At 75.0% G+C, this 17,931-nt stretch carries 16 protein-coding genes; 14 read left to right on the top strand and 2 right to left on the bottom strand.

Going from position 1 to position 17,931, the window contains the following annotated elements; all coding sequences use genetic code 11:
* Nucleotides 1–66: 66 nt before the first annotated feature.
* Nucleotides 67–1,749, top strand: coding sequence for a glycoside hydrolase family 13 protein (locus tag NXY84_RS06080; protein ID WP_258726229.1), 1,683 nt, complete (start codon nucleotides 67–69; stop codon nucleotides 1,747–1,749).
* Between the two features lie 76 nt (nucleotides 1,750–1,825).
* Here NXY84_RS06080 and NXY84_RS06075 read toward each other — a convergent pair whose 3' ends face one another.
* Nucleotides 1,826–2,485 carry a general stress protein gene (locus NXY84_RS06075; RefSeq protein WP_258726228.1) on the bottom strand — a complete coding sequence of 220 codons (660 nt, stop codon included), beginning with the start codon at nucleotides 2,483–2,485 and terminating at the stop codon, nucleotides 1,826–1,828.
* Nucleotides 2,486–2,647: 162 nt separating this feature from the next.
* Here NXY84_RS06075 and NXY84_RS06070 point away from each other — a divergent pair, with 162 nt between their 5' ends.
* The 13 genes from NXY84_RS06070 to NXY84_RS06010 all read left to right on the top strand — a co-directional run bounded on the left by NXY84_RS06070 (nucleotide 2,648) and on the right by NXY84_RS06010 (nucleotide 17,362).
* On the top strand, nucleotides 2,648–3,952 hold the full coding sequence (locus tag NXY84_RS06070; RefSeq protein ID WP_258726227.1) for a magnesium transporter MgtE N-terminal domain-containing protein: 1,305 nt from the start codon (nucleotides 2,648–2,650) through the stop codon (nucleotides 3,950–3,952).
* Nucleotides 3,945–4,478: a DUF1003 domain-containing protein gene (locus NXY84_RS06065; RefSeq protein WP_258726226.1), complete on the top strand. Its 534-nt coding sequence runs from the start codon at nucleotides 3,945–3,947 to the stop codon at nucleotides 4,476–4,478. The genes NXY84_RS06070 and NXY84_RS06065 overlap by 8 nt, the downstream gene beginning before the upstream one ends.
* Before the next feature lie 160 nt (nucleotides 4,479–4,638).
* Nucleotides 4,639–5,799 carry an Mrp/NBP35 family ATP-binding protein gene (locus NXY84_RS06060; RefSeq protein ID WP_258726225.1) on the top strand — a complete coding sequence of 387 codons (1,161 nt, stop codon included), beginning with the start codon at nucleotides 4,639–4,641 and terminating at the stop codon, nucleotides 5,797–5,799.
* Between the two features lie 226 nt (nucleotides 5,800–6,025).
* The gene (locus NXY84_RS06055; RefSeq protein WP_258726224.1) at nucleotides 6,026–6,847 is read left to right on the top strand and encodes a DeoR/GlpR family DNA-binding transcription regulator; all 822 of its coding nucleotides are present in this window, start codon (nucleotides 6,026–6,028) and stop codon (nucleotides 6,845–6,847) included.
* Entirely contained in the window at nucleotides 6,844–8,070 is a 1,227-nt protein-coding gene (gene galT / locus NXY84_RS06050) for a galactose-1-phosphate uridylyltransferase (protein WP_258726223.1), read from the top strand. Before NXY84_RS06055 ends, galT begins: the two co-directional genes overlap by 4 nt.
* Entirely contained in the window at nucleotides 8,067–9,338 is a 1,272-nt protein-coding gene (gene galK / locus NXY84_RS06045; protein ID WP_258726222.1) for a galactokinase, read from the top strand. Before galT ends, galK begins: the two co-directional genes overlap by 4 nt.
* 236 nt (nucleotides 9,339–9,574) lie before the next feature.
* Nucleotides 9,575–10,621, top strand: a complete 1,047-nt coding sequence (locus tag NXY84_RS06040; RefSeq protein WP_258726221.1) for a secretion protein HlyD — start codon at nucleotides 9,575–9,577, stop codon at nucleotides 10,619–10,621.
* A complete protein-coding gene (locus NXY84_RS06035; protein ID WP_258726220.1) occupies nucleotides 10,618–11,382 on the top strand; it encodes an ABC transporter ATP-binding protein in 765 nt (254 codons plus the stop codon). The genes NXY84_RS06040 and NXY84_RS06035 overlap by 4 nt, the downstream gene beginning before the upstream one ends.
* Entirely contained in the window at nucleotides 11,379–12,578 is a 1,200-nt protein-coding gene (locus tag NXY84_RS06030) for an ABC transporter permease (RefSeq protein WP_258726219.1), read from the top strand. The genes NXY84_RS06035 and NXY84_RS06030 overlap by 4 nt, the downstream gene beginning before the upstream one ends.
* Before the next feature lie 139 nt (nucleotides 12,579–12,717).
* Nucleotides 12,718–13,701 (top strand): hypothetical protein, encoded by a 984-nt coding sequence (locus tag NXY84_RS06025; RefSeq protein WP_258726218.1) that lies wholly within the window; start codon nucleotides 12,718–12,720, stop codon nucleotides 13,699–13,701.
* Between the two features lie 36 nt (nucleotides 13,702–13,737).
* Nucleotides 13,738–15,378 carry a hypothetical protein gene (locus NXY84_RS06020; protein ID WP_258726217.1) on the top strand — a complete coding sequence of 547 codons (1,641 nt, stop codon included), beginning with the start codon at nucleotides 13,738–13,740 and terminating at the stop codon, nucleotides 15,376–15,378.
* Nucleotides 15,375–16,094, top strand: coding sequence for an ABC transporter ATP-binding protein (locus NXY84_RS06015; protein WP_258726216.1), 720 nt, complete (start codon nucleotides 15,375–15,377; stop codon nucleotides 16,092–16,094). Before NXY84_RS06020 ends, NXY84_RS06015 begins: the two co-directional genes overlap by 4 nt.
* Complete coding sequence (locus NXY84_RS06010; RefSeq protein WP_258726215.1) at nucleotides 16,091–17,362, top strand: ABC transporter permease; 1,272 nt, start codon at nucleotides 16,091–16,093, stop codon at nucleotides 17,360–17,362. Before NXY84_RS06015 ends, NXY84_RS06010 begins: the two co-directional genes overlap by 4 nt.
* Nucleotides 17,363–17,378: 16 nt before the next feature.
* Here NXY84_RS06010 and NXY84_RS06005 read toward each other — a convergent pair whose 3' ends face one another.
* Nucleotides 17,379–17,915 carry an ArsR/SmtB family transcription factor gene (locus NXY84_RS06005; RefSeq protein ID WP_258726214.1) on the bottom strand — a complete coding sequence of 179 codons (537 nt, stop codon included), beginning with the start codon at nucleotides 17,913–17,915 and terminating at the stop codon, nucleotides 17,379–17,381.
* Nucleotides 17,916–17,931 lie beyond the last annotated feature (16 nt).

The raw sequence follows: 17,931 nt of genomic DNA, 5'->3' as shown, positions 1-17,931 counted from the left end.
GGAGACGGACGACCCGTCAGTCCCCGCACCGCAGGACCCCACCCGAGAGAGAGACGAGAGCCCTCCATGACCGACGTGACCGACGTCCTCGACGCCCGCGCGACGCCCGACCTGGGCCGTGACGGGGCCGCCTGGTGGCGCCAGGCCGCCGTCTACCAGATCTACCCGCGCTCGTTCGCGGACTCCGGCGCCGACGGCATCGGCGACCTGCCCGGCATCACGCGCCGCGTGCCGTACCTGGCCCGGCTCGGCGTCGACGCGGTGTGGCTCAGCCCGTTCTACCCCTCGGCGCTCGCCGACGGCGGCTACGACGTCGACGACTACCGCGCCGTCGACCCGCGCCTGGGCACGCTCGAGGACTTCGACGAGCTCGTCGCCGCGCTGCACGCCGCCGGCATCAAGGTCGTCGTCGACCTGGTCCCGAACCACACGTCCGACCGGCACGTGTGGTTCCAGGAGGCGCTCGCGTCGCCGAAGGGCTCCCCGGCCCGCGACCGGTACGTCTTCCGCGACGGCACGGGCCCCGACGGCTCGCTGCCGCCCGCCGACTGGACCTCGACGTTCGGGGGACCCGCGTGGGAGCCCGTGGGCGACGGCCAGTGGTACCTGCACTACTTCGCCAAGGAGCAGCCCGACCTCAACTGGAAGAACCGCGAGGTGCGCGACGACTTTCTCACGACGCTGCGGTTCTGGTCCGACCGCGGGGTCGACGGCTTCCGCGTCGACGTCGCGCACGGCCTGGCCAAGAACCTGCCCGACGCGCTCCCGACCCAGGCCGAGCTCGACGCGCACCCGAAGGACGGCACGCACCCGCTGTGGGACCGCGACGACGTGCACGAGATCTACGCCGAGTGGCGCGAGGTCTTCAACTCCTACGACCCGCCGCGCACCGCGGTCGCCGAGGCGTGGGTCGAGGCGTCGCGCCGCGCCCGCTACGCGAGCGCCGAGGGACTCGGCCAGGCCTTCAACTTCGACCTGCTCGAGGCCGACTTCGACGCGGCGCAGTTCGGGGAGATCATCACGTTCAACCTCGAGCTCGCCGCGGAGTCCGGCTCGTCGACCACGTGGGTCCTGTCGAACCACGACGTCGTGCGCCATGCCACGCGGTACGGGCTCCCCGCCCGCGGCGCGAGCACCGACAAGCAGGGCAGCGCGTGGCTGCTCGCGCGCGGGGCCGAGCCGGCGCTGGACCACGAGCTCGGGCTGCGCCGGGCGCGGGCCGCGACGCTCCTGCAGCTTGCCCTGCCCGGGTCGTCGTACCTCTACCAGGGCGAGGAGCTCGGCCTGCACGAGGTCCCCGACATCCCGGACGAGGCGCGCCAGGACCCGTCGTTCTTCCGGAACCCGGGCGTCGACGCGGGGCGTGACGGCTGTCGCGTCCCGCTGCCGTGGACCCGCGACGGCGTCGCGCTCGGGTTCAGCTCCGCCGCACCGTTCCTGCCGCAGCCGGAGTGGTTCCGCGACCTGGCGGTCGAGGCGCAGGAGGACGACCCGGCGTCGACGCTGACCCTCTACCGCGAGGCGCTCGCGCTGCGGCACGAGCTGCAGGGCGACGAGAGCCTCACGTGGGTCACGACGAGCCGGGCCGACGTGCTCGCGTTCCGGCGCTCGGGCGGGTGGCTGTGCGTGACGAACTTCGGCGACCGGCCCGCGCCGCTGCCCGCCGGGGAGGTCCTGCTCAGCAGCGCACCGCTCGAGGGCGACGCGCTGCCGGGGGCGACGACCGCATGGCTGCGGGCGTCGGCCTGACGGCAGCGAGGACGCGGCGCAGCGCCGGCACCGAGCACCCGGGGCCGGCGCTGCGCACGTCGGGACCGCCGCGGCGTCAGCGCGGCTCGGTCGGCGGCGCGGGCGGGGTCGACGGCGGCGTCACGCCCGGCGACGTCACCGGCGGCACGGTCGGCGAGCCGCTCACGGGCTGCTGGGGGCCCGGCGCCGGGTAGGCGCCGGACGGATCCGACGGCGGGGTCACGCCGGTCGCGGGACGCGCGGGCCAGCCCGACTGCACCCCGCCGATCTCCTGGAGCAGGTGGCGGGCCTTGTGCGCCTGCTCGGCCGCGCACAGCACCGCGTACTGCGAGGCGACGATTTGGCTCGACGACGTGAAGTCGCGCTTGCCGCCCGTGAGCGAGTACGTGATGACCGAGAAGAGCAGCCCGAACCCGCCGCCGATGAGGATCGCCGCGAGGAACGTCGAGGAGCCCTCCTCCGAGAACAGCGACAGCAGCAGGCCCACGAAGAGCCCGAACCACGCGCCCGAGGCGAAGCCGGCGAGTGCGACGCGCGGGTAGGACAGCCGCCCGGTGACCCGCTCCACCATGCGCAGGTCGGTTCCCACGATCGTCACGAGCTGCACGGGGAACTGCTTGTCGGCGAGGTGGTCGACCGCGCGCTGGGCCTCGAGGTACGTGCCGTAGGAGGCGACGAGCTCGCCCTTGGGGAGGGTCGGGGCCGTCGGGACGCGGGAGGCCTTGTTCATCGACATGCGACGATCCTCCCCCGCCGCCCCGTCCCACGCCAGGGGCGTCGCCGCACCCCACGGGCACCCCGGCGTCGCCCGGCCGACACCTGACCGGCACCTGACCGGCACCTGACCGGTACCTGACCGGCCCGGCCGGGACGGTGCCGCCGGTCTAGGCTGACGCCCGTGAGCAGCGCAGGGACCCGTGTCTTCGTCGCGCGCCTCGCCGGGACCACGGTGTTCGACCCCATCGGGGACCAGGTCGGGCGGGTGCGCGACGTCGTCGTGCTCGTGCGCCCGACGGGAGCCCCCCGCGCGGTCGGGCTGGTCGTCGAGGTCCCCGGCCGGCGCCGCGTCTTCCTGCCCCTGACGCGCGTCACGTCGATCGACGCGGGGCAGGTCATCTCGACGGGCCTGGTCAACATGCGCCGGTTCGAGCAGCGCACGTCGGAGACCCTCGTCGTCGGCGAGCTGCTCGACCGGACGGTCGAGCTCACGGACGGCAGCGGCAGCGCCTCCGTCGAGGACGTCGCGATCGAGCGCCAGCGCAGCGGCGACTGGGTGGTCGCCAAGCTCTTCGTGCGCCGCCTGGTTCCCGGCAAGTCGGCGCTGCTGCGCCGCCGCGGCGAGACGCTGCTGGTCGACGTGGGCGCCGTCACGGGCCTCGGCGTCTCGGCGGCGGCGCAGGGCGCGGCGCTCATGCTCGCGAGCTACGACGACCTCAAGCCGGCCGACCTGGCGGACGTGCTGCACGACCTCGGGAGCACCCGCCGCAACGAGGTCGCGCACGCGCTCGACAACGAGCGGCTCGCCGACGTGCTCGAGGAGCTGCCCGAGGACGACCAGGTCGCGATCCTCTCCGGGCTCGAGCGCACCCGTGCCGCTGACGTGCTCGAGGCCATGCAGCCCGACGACGCCGCCGACCTGCTCGGCGAGCTCTCCGACGAGCAGGCCGCCGAGCTCCTCGAGCTGATGGAGCCGGAGGAGGCGCGGGACGTGCGGCGCCTGCTCGCGTACGAGGACAACACCGCCGGCGGTCTCATGACGACCGAGCCCGTGATCCTCGGCCCCGAGACGTCGATCGCGGCGGCCCTCGCGCACGTGCGCCGCCAGGACCTCGCGCCGGCCCTCGCCTCGATGGTGTTCGTCGCGCGCCCGCCGCTCGAGACCCCGACCGGGCGCTTCATCGGCGTCGTGCACCTGCAGCGGATGCTGCGCGAGGCGCCGCACGAGTCGATCGGCTCGCTCGTCGACACCGACATCGACGCGGTCACCGCCGACGCCCCGCTGCTGCAGGTCACGCGCCTGCTCGCGACGTACAACCTGCTCGCGCTGCCCGTGGTCGACGAGGAGCGCCGGCTGCTCGGCGCGGTGAGCGTCGACGACGTCCTCGACCACCTCCTGCCGCAGGACTGGCGCGAGCAGCACGACGACAGCCCGCTGCCCGCGAGCGGCACGGGCACCGTCCGCGGGCGGGTGCGTCGTGGCTGAGCGGCTCGACACCCCCAAGGAGTCGCGCCGCTCGTGGGTCCCGCGGTTCCAGCGCGACCCCGACGCGGTCGGCCGGGTCGCCGAGGCGTTCGCCCGCTTCATGGGCACCGGGCGCTTCCTGATGTACATGACCGGCTTCGTGATCGTGTGGGTCACGATCAACGCGGTCGGGCTGTTCGGGCTGCGCTGGGACCCGTACCCGTTCATCCTGCTCAACCTGTTCTTCTCGGTGCAGGCCTCCTACGCCGCGCCGCTGATCCTGCTCGCGCAGAACCGGCAGGACGACCGCGACCGCGTGAGCCTCGAGCAGGACCGTCAGCGCGCCGAGCGGAACCTCGCCGACACGGAGTTCCTGGCGCGGGAGATCGCGGCGCTGCGGATCGGGCTCAGCGAGGTCGCGACGCGCGACTTCGTGCGCTCGGAGCTGCGCAACCTGCTGGAGGACCTCACCGCGGAGCGCGACGACGCCCGCGGCGAGCACGACGGCGCGACGGCCGACGGCCCCGCGGACACCGCGCGGCGCTGAGGACCCGGCGCGGCACCGAGCGCCGGTGCGGCGCCGAGGGTCGGGTGCGGCGCCGAGGGCCGCGCGGCCGGGCGGCTGCGTCGGTGACCCCCCGGGGGGTACGCCGCGTCCGGGACCTGCGGCGCACGGGCCCCCGGGACGCCGCGCCTACGATGGGCGCATGCCCCTGACGACCGACCCGACCGCGCTCGCCGAAGCGGTGCGCACCGCGCTCGAGGGGGTCCTCGACCCCGAGATCCGCCGGCCGATCACCGAGCTCGGCATGGTCCGGTCCGTCGAGGTCGACACGACGTCGCTGCCGGACGGCGCGCGCGTCACGGTCGGCATCGACCTCACCACCGCGGGCTGCCCGCTCAAGGACACGATCACCAAGGACGTCACGGCGGCGGTCCAGCCGCTCGACGGCGTCGCGGAGGTCCGCCTCGCGATGGGCGTGATGTCGGCCGAGCAGCGCGCCGGGCTGCGCGAGCGCCTGCGCGGCACCGCGGAGCCCACGATCCCGTTCGCGCAGCCGGGCTCGCTGACCAAGGTCTACGCGATCGCGTCGGGCAAGGGCGGCGTCGGCAAGTCGTCGGTCACGGCGAACCTCGCGGTCGCGATGGCCGCGGACGGCCTGCGCGTCGGCGTCGTCGACGCGGACATCTACGGGTTCTCGATCCCGCGCATGCTCGGCGTGACGCAGCCGCCGACCAAGGTCGACGACATGCTGCTCCCGCCGGTCGCCCACGACGTCAAGGTCATCTCGATCGGCATGTTCGTGCCGCCCGGGCAGCCGGTCGTGTGGCGCGGGCCGATGCTGCACCGCGCGCTCCAGCAGTTCCTCGCGGACGTGTTCTGGGCGGACCTCGACGTGCTCCTCCTCGATCTGCCGCCCGGCACCGGCGACATCGCGATCTCGGTCGCGCAGCTGCTGCCGACCTCCGAGGTCCTCGTCGTCACGACGCCGCAGGACGCCGCGGCCGAGGTCGCCGAGCGCGCGGGGTCCGTCGCCCTGCAGACGCGCCAGCACGTCGTGGGCGTCGTCGAGAACATGTCGTGGCTCGAGCAGCCCGACGGCTCACGGCTCGAGATCTTCGGCGCGGGCGGCGGTGCGCGCGTCGCGGAGAACCTGTCGCGCGCGACCGGCTCGGCGGTCCCGCTGCTCGGGCAGGTCCCGCTCGACGTCGCGCTGCGGCAGGACGGCGACGACGGCACGCCGGTCGTGCTGGCGCACCCCGACTCGCCCGCCGCGGTCGCGCTGCGGGACGTCGCGCGGGCGCTCGCGACGCGGTCGCGCGGGCTCGCGGGCAAGCCGCTCGGGCTGTCGCCGGTCGGTCGCTGACCGCCTGACCCGGCGTCGACCGGGGCTGCCGCTCGTCCGGGGCGGCCGACCGCCGCTCGCGCCCGGTGACTGACCGCGGCTGAGCCTGCGTCGTCCGCCGCGCGCCCGGGCCTGCCGCTGCGCACACTGGCAGGACGCCCGTCCGCCCGACCGACGCGCGCCCGGACGCCGGACCCGCGCCCGCCGCTCTGTTGGTTCCTGTTCGATCCCGGTGGATACTGTGCAGGTGCTCGCGTCTCAGCGTCAGGACCGCATCCTCGCCGAGGCGCGCCTGCACGGGGCCGTGCGGGTCGCCGACCTCGTCGAGGCGCTCGAGGTCTCCGACATGACGGTCCGCCGCGACATCGCCGAGCTCGCCCGCGCGGGACTCGTGCGCCGCGTCCACGGAGGCGCCCTCGCCATCGCCCCGACCGGGCACTCGGCGGCCGAGCCCGCATTCGCGACCAAGCAGGCGTGGGCCGCCGCCGAGAAGGCCGCCATCGCCCGCGAGGCGCTGACCCTGCTCGAGCCCGGCCAGTCCCTCGCGCTGTCCGCCGGCACGACGACCCACCTGCTCGCCCGGCTCGTCGCCGCCGACACCGCGCTGCGCCCGCTCACCGTCGTGACCAACTCCCTGCACGTCGCCGACGCGCTGCACGGCGCACCCGCGTCGCCCGCGGGCGGCACGCTCGAGGTCATCCTGACCGGCGGCGTGCGCACCCCGTCCGACGCGCTCGTCGGCCCCGTCGCCGACGCCGCGCTCGCGAGCCTGCGCGTCGACCGCGCGCTGCTCGGGGTGCACGGGCTCGACGCGGGCGGCGCGACGACCCCCAACGTGCTCGAGGCCGCCACCGACCGGGCGCTCGTGCGCTCCGCCGCGCACGTGACCGTGCTCGCCGACCACTCGAAGTGGGGCGTCGCCGGGCTCGCCCGCATCGTCCCGCTCGACGACGTCGACGTGCTCGTGACCGACACCGGGCTGGGCGCGCACGCCCGTGCCACGCTCGGGACGGCCGTGGGCGAGGTCCGCCTCGTCTCCCCCGACCCCCTCCCCGAGGAGCAGCCATGACCGACCCCGGCCCCACCCCCGGCGCTGCGCGCGTGCGCCGGACCGCGACGACCATGGCCGACGGCCGCGAGCTCGTCTACTTCGACGACTCCGAGCCCTACGTCTCGGGCGGCGCGACCCGTCGCCTCGACGACCCGCGCCCTCTCGGCGACCGGTTCACGCCCGTCGCCCCCGCGCCCGGCGTCCCGGCCCCCGCGACCTTCGCGGGGCCGGAGATGCGCCGCGACCCGCTGACGGGCGACTGGATCCCGATGGCGTCGCACCGCATGAACCGCACGTTCCTGCCCGCAGCCGACTCGTGCCCGCTGTGCCCCGCGCGCCCGGCGACCTCGGGGACGACCTACTCCGACGGCGAGATCCCCGACACCGACTACGACGTCGCGGTCTTCGAGAACCGGTTCCCGGCGCTCATGCAGGTCCCGGGCGTGACGCTCGAGGACGGCTGGCAGGTCGACGGCGAGGAGCTGTGGGCGGCGCGCCCGGCCGCCGGGCGGTGCGAGGTCGTGTGCTTCAGCTCGGACCACACGAGCTCGTTCGCCGAGCTCGCGCCGTCGCGCGTGCGGACCGTCATCGAGGCCTGGGCCGACCGCACGGCCGAGCTGTCCCGGCTGCCCGGCATCGCGCAGGTGTTCTGCTTCGAGAACCGCGGCAAGGAGATCGGCGTCACCCTCCCGCACCCGCACGGGCAGATCTACGCGTTCCCGTACGTGACCCCGCGCACGCAGGCGATGCTCACGCAGGCCGCCGGCTACCGCGAGCGCACGGGCCGCAACCTGCACGCCGACGTGCTCGCCGCGGAGCGCCGGGCCGGGACCCGCGTCGTGCTCGAGTCGGAGCACTGGACGGCGTACGTGCCCGCGGCCGCGCGCTGGCCCGTGGAGGTGCACCTCGCCCCCCACCGCGACGTCCTGGACCTCCCGGGGCTCACCGACGCGGAGCGCGACGACCTCGCGGTCACCTACCTCGAGCTCCTGCGCCGCCTCGACCGGTTCTTCGTCGAGCAGGACGGCACGGCGGTCCCGCTGCCCTACATCGCGGGCTGGCACCAGGCCGTCGTCGGCGAGGGCCGGGACCTCGGCCGGCTGCACCTGCAGGTGTTCTCGGTGCTGCGCGCCGCGAACAAGCTCAAGTACCTCGCGGGCGTGGAGTCCGGGATGGCGGCATGGATCAGCGACACGACGCCCGAGCGGATCGCGGCGCGACTTCAGGAGGTGGCCCTGTGACGGTCGAGCGCACCGAGGCGTGGACGCAGGACGAGGGCTCCGGGCGGGCCCGGGCGCTGTTCGTCGAGCGGTTCGGCGAGGAGCCCGACGGCGTGTGGTCGGCGCCCGGCCGCGTCAACCTCATCGGCGAGCACACCGACTACAACGGCGGCCTGTGCCTGCCCATGGCGCTGCCCCACCGCACGTACGTCGCGCTGCGGCGCACGCCCGTGCCCGAGGGACGGGCGTCCGGCGTCGTGCGGCTCACCTCCGCGCAGGCGGCCGCCGGCGAGGTCCGCGAGGTCGCGCTCGCCGACGTCGCGCCCGGTGCGGTCGACGGCTGGCCCGCGTACGTCGTCGGCGTCGCGTGGGCGCTGCAGCAGTCCGGCGACCTCGACGAGGGAGCCGGCGGGTTCGACGTCGCGGTCGACTCGTGCGTGCCGTTCGGCGCCGGGCTCTCGTCGTCCGCCGCGCTCGAGTGCGCCGTCGCGGTCGCGCTCGACGACGTGTTCGGACTCGGGCTCGCGGGGACCCCCGGCGACCCGGGCTCGCCGGACGACGCCGGCCGGGCGCGCCTCGCGGCCGCGTGCGTGCGCGCGGAGAACGAGATCGCCGGGGCACCGACCGGCGGCATGGACCAGGCGGTGTCGCTGCGCGCGACCGCCGGGCACGCGCTCGAGCTCGACTGCCGCGACCTGTCGGTGCGGCAGGTGCCGTTCGACCTCGCGGCGCACGACCTCGCGCTGCTCGTGATCGACACGCGCGCCGAGCACGCGCTCGTCGACGGGCAGTACGCCGCGCGCCGCGCCACGTGCGAGGCGGCCGCCCGGCGGCTCGGCATGGCGACGCTGCGCGAGATCGACGCGGCCACGCTCGACGAGACGCTCACGACGCTCGCCGCGGACGCGCCCGAGGACGAGGACGCCGACGTCGTGGTCCGGCGGGTGCGGCACGTCGTCACCGAGATCGCCCGCGTGCAGTCCTTCGTGGACCTGCTGGACGCGGGACGGGTGCGCGAGGTGGGCCCGCTGATGGACGCCTCGCACGCCTCGCTGCGCGACGACTACGAGGTCTCGGCCCGCGAGCTCGACGTCGCGGTGGCCGCGGCGCGCGAGGCGGGTGCGCTCGGGGCGCGGATGACCGGCGGCGGCTTCGGGGGCTCCGCGATCGCGCTCGTCGAGGCGACGGCGGTCGACGACGTCGCCTCCGCGGTGGCCGCCGCGTTCGACCGCGAGGGCCTGCGCGCCCCGGCGTTCCTCGTCGCGACGCCCTCGGAGCCCGCTGCCTGACGGCGGCGCGACCCGGCCCGCGGGCCGCTGACCTGCGCCAGCGCACCCCGGTCCGCGGCGCCGGCCCGCGTGCGACCCCGGGTGGACAACGGTCCGGCCCTCCTCGCAGGGGAGGACCAGGGCAGGACGGCGGAGTCATCCCCCAGGCGGAGGCGACGCCCGCGAGCGCGTCGCTAGGTTCGGCGTGCGGGGGCGGCCCACGTCGCCCCCGTCCACGCCGACAGAGGAGCACGACCGTGGGGGTCACCCGCAGGATCATCTTCCCGACCGTCCGGATCGTCCTGTGGGCGGTGATCGCGGTGGCGCTCGTCAAGCTCGCCTTCGCGGGCTCGGAGGTCACCACCACGTCCGACGCGCTCGAGCCGTCCGGGCAGATCACCGAGCAGTACGTCGAGGTCGGCACCGGGACCATCACGAACTCCGTCACCGTGCAGGGCGCCGTCGTCGCCGACCCGGCCACCACGGTCAAGGCCACGATGGCCGGCACGGTCACCAAGCTGCTCGCCACGAACGGCCAGGCCGTCGCCGCCGACACCCCGGTGCTCGAGGTCACGCTCGAGACGCCCGTGGAGCCGACCACGACGACGAACGCCGAGACCGGCGAGCAGACCGTCAAGCAGAACAAGCCGAAGGTCAAGCGCGAGACCGTGCGGGCCGGGACCGCCGGGACGCTCACGCTCACGGCGCTCAAGGACCAGGTCGTCGCGGTCGGCGACGCGATCGGCTCGGTCTCCCCCGGGACGCTCTCGGTCTCGGGCACGCTCACGCCCGAGCAGCAGTACCGCCTGCTCGGCGCCCCCGCGGAGGCGCAGGTCACGCTCAAGGGCGGCCCGGCGCCGTTCACGTGCACGGGCCTGCGGCTCGGCGCCGCCGCCCAGGCACCCGCGACGGCTCCCGACGCCACCACCGTGGCCGACCCGGGCACACCGGCCGAGCCCGTCTCCGGCACCGTCACGTGCGCCGTGCCCGCCGGCGTGACCGCGTTCGCGGGGCTCGGCGCGGACATCGCGATCACCAACGGCACGGCCGAGAACGCCGTCGTCGTCCCCGTCTCGTCCGTCCAGGGCTCGGTGCAGAAGGGCAACGTCTGGGTCGAGGTCCCGGGCGGGGAGCCCGAGATGCGGGCCGTCGGGCTCGGCCTGACCGACGGGGAGACCGTGCAGGTCACCGAGGGCCTGGCCGAGGGCGACAAGGTGCTGCAGTTCATCCCGATCGGCGACGTCTCGGGGCCCGTCGACTGCGGCGACCCGATGCAGTTCGACCCGGCGGTGTGCGGCGGATGAGCCTGCTCGAGCTCACCGACGTCACCCGGTCGGTCCGCCTGCCCGACGACCGCGTCCTGGAGATCCTGCGCGGCATCACGCTCTCGGTCGACGCGGGCGAGCACGTCTCGGTCGTGGGCCGCTCCGGGACCGGCAAGTCGACGCTCCTCAACATCCTCGGTCTGCTCGACGCGCCGACGTCCGGCGAGTACGTGCTCGAGGGCACGTCGGTCGCGCGGCTGTCCGGCCGGGCCCGGGCGCGCCGCCGCGGCGACGACTTCGGGTTCGTCTTCCAGCAGTTCAACCTGCTCCCCGGGCGCACCGCGCTCGAGAACGTCGCGGCGCCGCTGATGTACGCCCGCGGGCGGCAGTTCTGGCGCCGCAGGGGCCTCGCCGGCGAGATGCTCGAGCGCGTCGGGCTCGGCGACCGGCTCGAGGAGAAGCCCGAGAAGCTGTCCGGCGGCGAGCAGCAGCGCGTCGCGATCGCCCGTGCGCTCGTGCGCCGCCCGCGCGTGATCCTCGCCGACGAGCCGACCGGCGCGCTCGACGTCGACACCGGCGGGGAGATCATGGAGCTGCTGGACGAGATCGCGTCGGAGTCGGGCGCGGCACTCATCGCCATCACGCACGACCTCGCGGTCGCGGCGCGGGCGCAGCGCCACTACCGGCTCGCGGACGGCGTGCTCGTCCCGATCCGACTCAACGCGCCCGGTCGGGTGACCGAGTGGGTCGGCGACGTGCCGACCGACCGGCCGGACGACGCGACGGCGGTGCTCGCATGAGCGGGTTCGTCGGCACGGTCGTCGAGGCGTGGGACGAGCTGCGCATCCACAAGCTGCGGGTCCTGCTCGCGCTCGTCGGCGTCGCGGTCGCGGTCACCGCGATCACCGGCGTGACGGCGATCGTGCAGATGCTCAACCAGGCGACCCACGAGATGGCCGAGCGCCAGTCGGGCCGGTCCGTGACGCTCGACATCGCGGCGTACCCCCGGGGCGCGTCCGCTCCCAGCACCGCGCAGTACACGGCCGAGTACGACCGGCTCGTCGAGCGGTACGGCATCGAGCACGCGAGCCGCCAGATGTGGACCGAGCTGCCGTTCCGCTTCCCGACGGGCAGCCGACCCGTGCAGATGCAGGTCGTCGACCCGGCGTACGGCACGATCATGCGCCTGGTGCCCGAGCAGGGACGCTGGTTCACCGACGCGGACGCCGGCCGTTTCGCACCGGCCGTCGTCGTGAACGAGGCCTTCCTCGACGCGCTGGGCGTGGCCGACGTGTCGGGGCACCCGACCGTGCTGCTCGGCGGCGAGACCCCGGTCCGCACCGAGGTCATCGGGGTCTACCCCAACATGTGGCCCGAGGCACCGCCGGAGGCGTACCTCCTGTTCGACCACTACGAGCGGTGGGCGACGCCCTCGACGGCGTACGGGCCGATCGTCCCGACGCTCAAGGCGTGGGTGCCGCCGGACCTCGCGGAGGAGATGCAGCCGCTCCTGACGCGCGACCTGCGCGCCTCCCTGCCGGGGACGGACGTCAACGTGATGCTCCCGCAGGAGGGCTGGGGCGCGATCGACGGCGCGATGCGCTGGGCGGCGCTCGGCATCGGCGCGATCGCGCTGCTGCTCGGGGGCCTGGGGCTCGTGAACATCGCGCTCGTGACCGTGCGGCACCGCATCCGGGAGATCGGCATCCGGCGCAGCTTCGGCGCGACGTCGGGCCGGATCTTCTTCGGGGTCCTCATGGAGTCCGTCGTCGCGACCGTCGTCGCCGGTCTCGTCGGCATCGTGGCCGCGGTCGCGATCATCAAGAACCTGCCGATCGAGCGCGCGCTCGGGACGGGGATCCAGGACATGCCGCCGTTCCCGGTCTCGGCGGCGCTGACCGGCATGGCGTGCGCGACGGCGGTGGGCGCCCTGGCCGGCCTCATCCCCGCGACCGTCGCGGTGCGTGTCAAGGTCATCGACGCCATCCGCTACTGACCAGGGGTGGGGATCCGTGCGCCCTGCGGACCCCCACCCCGGGCGCCCGGTCATCCCCGAGAGTGATCCGGCGCACGCGCGGAACCGGTACGTTCCCGGAGGAAACGGAACGCCGTCGCACGCCGAGGAAGGCAGCCTCATGAGGACCCACACCCTGACCACCGCCGCAGCAGCGGTCGGATGCACCGTGCTCCTGCTCGTCGGGGGGTGCAGCTCCGACAAGGACCCGAAGGACGCCACGACGGTCAGCGAGGACGGCGACGGGCCGCTCAGCGCCTACTTCGACGACGTCATGGGCAGCATGGAGGACCAGGACTGGTCCGAGATGGGTCGCCGCTCCGAGGAGATCGTCGCCGCCTGCATGCGGGAGCAGGGCTTCGAGTACACGCAGCAGGACATGTCGGCCGTCACGGAGACGATCGAGGAGGACCAGGAGGACGCCGACCGCTACGGCACCGAGGAGTACGCCGCGGAGAACGGGTACGGCATGTCGACCTCGTACGAGACGCCGACCGAGGGCGAGCAGGAGTGGGTCGACCCCAACGCCGACTACGTCGCCGCGATGTCGGAGCAGGAGCAGGCCGCGTACTACGCCGCGCTGTTCGGCGACCAGGCGGCGACAGCCGAGGGCGACGCGCCCGCCGGCGACTGGACGACGCAGGGCTGCCAGGGCAAGGCGCAGCACGAGGTCTACGAGCAGGGTCAGGCGTGGGCCGACCCGGAGTTCGCGAGCCTCCAGGAGGAGATGACGGCGCTGTACGAGCGCGCCACGAGCGACCCGAAGATGGCCGAGGCGAACGCCGCCTGGGCCACGTGCATGGCGGACGCCGGGTACGCCGACTTCGCGACCCCCGAGGACGCGATCAACGCGATCTCCGAGGAGTTCAGCACGCTCATGTCGACGACGACCGAGGAGGCGCCCGAGCCGGACCCCGCCGCGGTCGCGGAGTTCAAGGAGAAGGAAATCGCCACCGCGGTCGCCGACGCGCGCTGCAAGAAGTCCACCGAGCACGAGAAGAAGGCGCGCGAGGTGCAGTTCGCCCTCGAGCAGGAGTTCGTGGACCAGCACAAGGCCGAGCTCGACGCCTGGGCCGAGAAGTACTCCACCGCCGACGGCGAGTGACCGAGGGCGACTGACCGACGAGGACGGCGCGACGACGTGAAGCACGCAGGGGGCAGCAGGACGATCTGGGTCATGGCGGTCGTGGCCGCCGTGAGCCTCGCGGCGGGCCTCGGCCTGAGCCGGCTCATCGAGTCGCCGGCCCAGGCCGCGGCCGACGCGGCACCACCCGAGGCCGGGCCGATCACGGTCCCCGTCGAGAGCCGGGTCATCGCGAACGACGTGACCTTGCGGGGCGACGCCGTCTACGACGACCCCGCCGAGGTGCGGATCGAGACCGGCGACGCCGACGGTCCCGCGGTCGTCACCGGGCACGTGCCCGAGGTCGGCGCGGCCCTCGACGCCGCGAGCATCGCGCTCGAGGTCGCGGGGCGCCCGGTCGTCGTCCTCCCCGGCGACCTGCCGACGTACCGCACGCTGCGCGCCGGGGTGACCGGGCCGGACGTGAGCCAGCTCAAGGCGGCGCTGCGCGCGCTCGGGATCGAGGGCGGCGACCCCGCCGACCCGACGTTCGACGCGACGACGGCCCGCGGGGTCGAGGCGCTGTACCAGAAGATCGGCTACGAGGCCCCGGCGCCGTCGAAGGAGACGAAGGAGCAGGTCACGGTCGCGACGTCGGCCCACCGCGACGCCCAGGAGCAGCTCGCGACGGCGCAGCGTGCGCTGTCGAAGGCCGGCGGCGGCAAGCTGGCGTCCGAGCTCATCGCTCTCGAGACCGCGGTGACCGTGGCGACGGCGCAGCTCGCCGAGGCGCGCGCGCTGTGCGACGCTCCAGCGCCGGTGAGCCCCGACGGGGAGACCGGCGCCGCCACGTGCAGCCAGAGCGCGGTCGCCCGTGCCCAGGGCGAGCTCGACGCGGCGGTCGCCGCACGCGACGAGGCCAGGGCGGCACCGGACACCTCGGCGGAGAAGGCGCAGGTCACCGCGGCACAGCGTGCGGTGACCGAGACGAAGACCGCGCTCGCCGAGGCGCAGACCGCGGTGCTGACCACGCTCCCCGCGAGCGAGGTCGTCTTCCTGCCGTCGCTCCCGCGCCGCGTCGACGAGGTCACCGTGAAGCGCGGGGGCACGATCAGCGGCCCGGTGATGACGGTCTCCGGCGCCTCCCTCGAGGTCGTCGCCTCGGCCGCGCGCGCCGACGCGGAGCTGCTCACGGTCGGGACCGTGGGCTCGATCACCGTCGAGGGCACGGAGATCCCGGTGACCGTCGCCGAGGTCGCCGCGGGCGTCCAGGACGCCGGGTCCTCCGACGGGGACGCCGGCGCCGAGGGCGAACCGGCGGGCGGCGGCTCGGGCGACGCCGGCGGGCAGGGCGCCGGTGGCGGCCGGTACACCGTGACGCTCACGCCGGGGGCGCTGACCCCCGAGCAGCTCACGCTCCTGCAGGGCACGAACGTGCGCGTGCGGATCCCCGTGAGCTCGACGGGCGGCGAGGTGCTCGCCGTGCCGATCGCCGCGCTCACCGCCGGCCCGGGCGGCGAGTCGCGCGTCGAGGTCCTCGGCGCGGACGACGAGAGCAGGCTCGTCACCGTCGAGACCGGGCTCGCCGCGGGCGGGTACGTCGAGATCACGGGCGCCGACGTCGAGCTGGCCAAGGGCGACCTCGTGGTCGTGGGTGCGCGCGGCGCCGCGGGTGCCGGCGGCCCGAGCCCGACGGCCACCGAGGCCTCGGCGGGATGACCGTCCTCGAGGTGTTCGGGGAGGCGCCGGTCGAGGAGCCGGCGCCCGCCGTCATCGAGCTCGCCGCGCTGACCCGCGCGTTCCCGGGCGACCCGCCCGTGGAGGCCCTGCACGCGGCGGACCTGCGCATCGAGCGCGGCGAGTACGTGTCGATCATCGGCCCGTCGGGCTCGGGGAAGTCGACCCTGCTGCACATCCTCGGCCTCCTGGACCGGCCCACGTCGGGCGAGTACCTGCTCGACGGCGTCCCGACCGGCACGGCGTCCGAGCGCGAGCGCTCGGCCCTGCGCGGCGGACGGATCGGCTTCGTCTTCCAGGCCTTCCACCTCCTGCCGCACCGGACCGTGCTCGACAACGTCATGCTGGCGACCCTGTACAGCGGCGTGCCGCGCGCCGAGCGCCGCGACCGGGCGCTCGAGGCGCTCGACCGGGTGCACCTCTCGCACCGGACCGGCTTCCTGCCGACCGTGCTCTCGGGCGGCGAGCGCCAGCGCGTCGCGGTCGCGCGCGCCGTCGTGGCCTCGCCGCGCGTGCTGCTCGCCGACGAGCCGACCGGCAACCTCGACACGACGAACTCCGCGGGCGTGCTCGACCTCTTCGACGAGCTGCACGCCGACGGCCTCACGCTCGTGGTCATCACGCACGACCCGGCCGTCTCCGCCCGCGCGCAGCGCCGGGTCCGGATCTCCGACGGCACGCTCACGGAGCTCGCATGAGCGTCCTGGCGGGCGTGCGGCGGTCGCACGCCCGCGACGACGTGCGCGGGGCCGACCGGTTCTCGGTCCGGGACCTGCTGACCGAGGCGACCTACGGGATCGGTGCCCGCCCCGGGCGGCTCGTGCTCACGATCCTCGGGACGGTGCTCGGCATCGCGTCCGTGGTCGTCACCGTCGGTCTCGCGCAGACCGCCGCGGGCCAGATCAACCGGCAGTTCGACGCCGTCGCGGCGACCCAGGTCGTGGCGGCACCGGCGACGACGCGCGGGGCGGACGGCACCGAGCGCGCGACGGCTCGCCTGCCGTGGGACGCCGAGGAGCGGGCGGCACGCCTCGCGGGCGTCGAGGCGGCGGGCACGCTCGCCGAGGTCGACGTCGCGGGCGCGGCCGTCACCGCCGTCCCCGTCAACGACCCGTCGCAGCCAGCGGGCGTCGCCATCCCGGTCGTGGCGACGTCGCCCGGCCTGCTCGACGCGGTCCGCGGCGAGGTCGTCACCGGTCGCTACTTCGACGCGGGCCACGACGCCCGGGCCGACCGCGTCGTGGTGCTCGGGGCACGGGCCGCCGAGCGGCTGGGCGTGCACCGCGTCGACCGGCAGCCGTCCGTCTTCATCGGCGAGACCTCGTACACGGTGATCGGCATCGTCGACGGGGTGCAGCGGCGCGGCGAGCTCGTCGACGCCGTGCTCCTGCCGCAGGGCACGGCGCGCGCCGACTTCGACCTGACGTCGCCCGACCAGCTCCAGATCAGGATCGCGGTCGGCGCCGGGCCCGTCGTCGGCGAGCAGGTGCCCGTCGCGCTCGACCCGAACGCGCCCGACGGGTTCAAGGTCCAGGTCCCGCCGGCGGGCTCGACGGTCCGCGAGAGCGTCCAGGCCGACGTCAACGCGATCTTCCTCGCGCTCGGCGCCGTGGCGTTGCTCATCGGCGGCCTCGGGATCGCGAACGTCACGCTGCTGTCCGTGATGGAACGCGTCGGGGAGATCGGGCTGCGGCGGGCGCTCGGCGCGACGCGGCGGGACATCGGGGCGCAGTTCGTGGTCGAGTCCGTGGTCGTCGGGCTGCTCGGTGGGCTCATCGGTGCCGCCGTCGGTGTCGCGGCGGTCGTCGTGGTGTCCGCCGTGCAGTCGTGGACGCCGATCCTCGACACGGTCGTCGTGCTGCTCTCGGCGCTCGCCGGCGGCGTGATCGGGCTGCTCGCGGGCATCTACCCGGCGCTCAAGGCCGCGGCCATCGAGCCGATCGCTGCGCTGCGCGGGGGTATCTGAGCCCGTCGGTGCGTGGTCAGCCCGCGGGCCGGTCGCGCCGGAGGCGCCCGGCGTCCTCGTGGATCGCGTAGAAGATCGAGTACGGCGTGCCGTCCGGGTCGCTCGGCCGTGCGGCGAGCTCGTCGAAGAGCTCCTGGACGCGCCGGTCGAGCTCGGCCTTGCCCGCGGCGTCGAGCCGGACGCCGAGGCGCGTCGTCCCCACGCTGTCCGGGTCGGCGAGCGCGACCTCCTCGAGGAACGTGTCGATGAGCACGCGGCTGAACGCGTTGGGCCGGCGTGAGTGCCAGGACCGGCCCGTCGCCCGGTACGGGACCTCGCGGGAGCCGCGGGCGCCGCGCCGGACCGGCTCCGCGGCGAGGTAGCCGCGGTCGACGAGCGTGCGGACGTGGTGCAGTGTCGTCGCGGGATTGCGGCCCAGCCGCTCGGCGAGCTCGCGGTTGGTGAGCGCCTCGTCGAGGCACAGCCGGAGGATGCGCAGGCGCACAGTCGAGGCGAGGGCGCGCGCGTCGGCGTCCCGCTCGCGTGTCTCCGCGTCGCGCTCGTCACCGGCCACGGCACGATCCTAGTCA

This window comes from Cellulomonas sp. NS3 (assembly GCF_024757985.1).
Lineage (GTDB): Bacteria > Actinomycetota > Actinomycetes > Actinomycetales > Cellulomonadaceae > Cellulomonas_A.
The sequence above is the reverse complement of the archived record's forward strand: the minus strand, read 5'-3'. Positions and strand labels throughout refer to the sequence as shown.

Excerpts from the sequence above, each read along its gene's own strand:
- NXY84_RS06075 (WP_258726228.1), bottom strand. The coding sequence starts at position 2,485 with ATGTCGATGAACAAGGCCTCCCGCGTCCCGACGGCCCCGACCCTCCCC.
- NXY84_RS06035 (WP_258726220.1), top strand. The coding sequence starts at position 10,618 with ATGAGCCTGCTCGAGCTCACCGACGTCACCCGGTCGGTCCGCCTGCCC.
- NXY84_RS06010 (WP_258726215.1), top strand. The coding sequence starts at position 16,091 with ATGAGCGTCCTGGCGGGCGTGCGGCGGTCGCACGCCCGCGACGACGTG.
- NXY84_RS06030 (WP_258726219.1), top strand. The coding sequence starts at position 11,379 with ATGAGCGGGTTCGTCGGCACGGTCGTCGAGGCGTGGGACGAGCTGCGC.
- NXY84_RS06015 (WP_258726216.1), top strand. The coding sequence starts at position 15,375 with ATGACCGTCCTCGAGGTGTTCGGGGAGGCGCCGGTCGAGGAGCCGGCG.
- NXY84_RS06080 (WP_258726229.1), top strand. The coding sequence starts at position 67 with ATGACCGACGTGACCGACGTCCTCGACGCCCGCGCGACGCCCGACCTG.
- galT (WP_258726223.1), top strand. The coding sequence starts at position 6,844 with ATGACCGACCCCGGCCCCACCCCCGGCGCTGCGCGCGTGCGCCGGACC.
- NXY84_RS06025 (WP_258726218.1), top strand. The coding sequence starts at position 12,718 with ATGAGGACCCACACCCTGACCACCGCCGCAGCAGCGGTCGGATGCACC.
- NXY84_RS06060 (WP_258726225.1), top strand. The coding sequence starts at position 4,639 with ATGCCCCTGACGACCGACCCGACCGCGCTCGCCGAAGCGGTGCGCACC.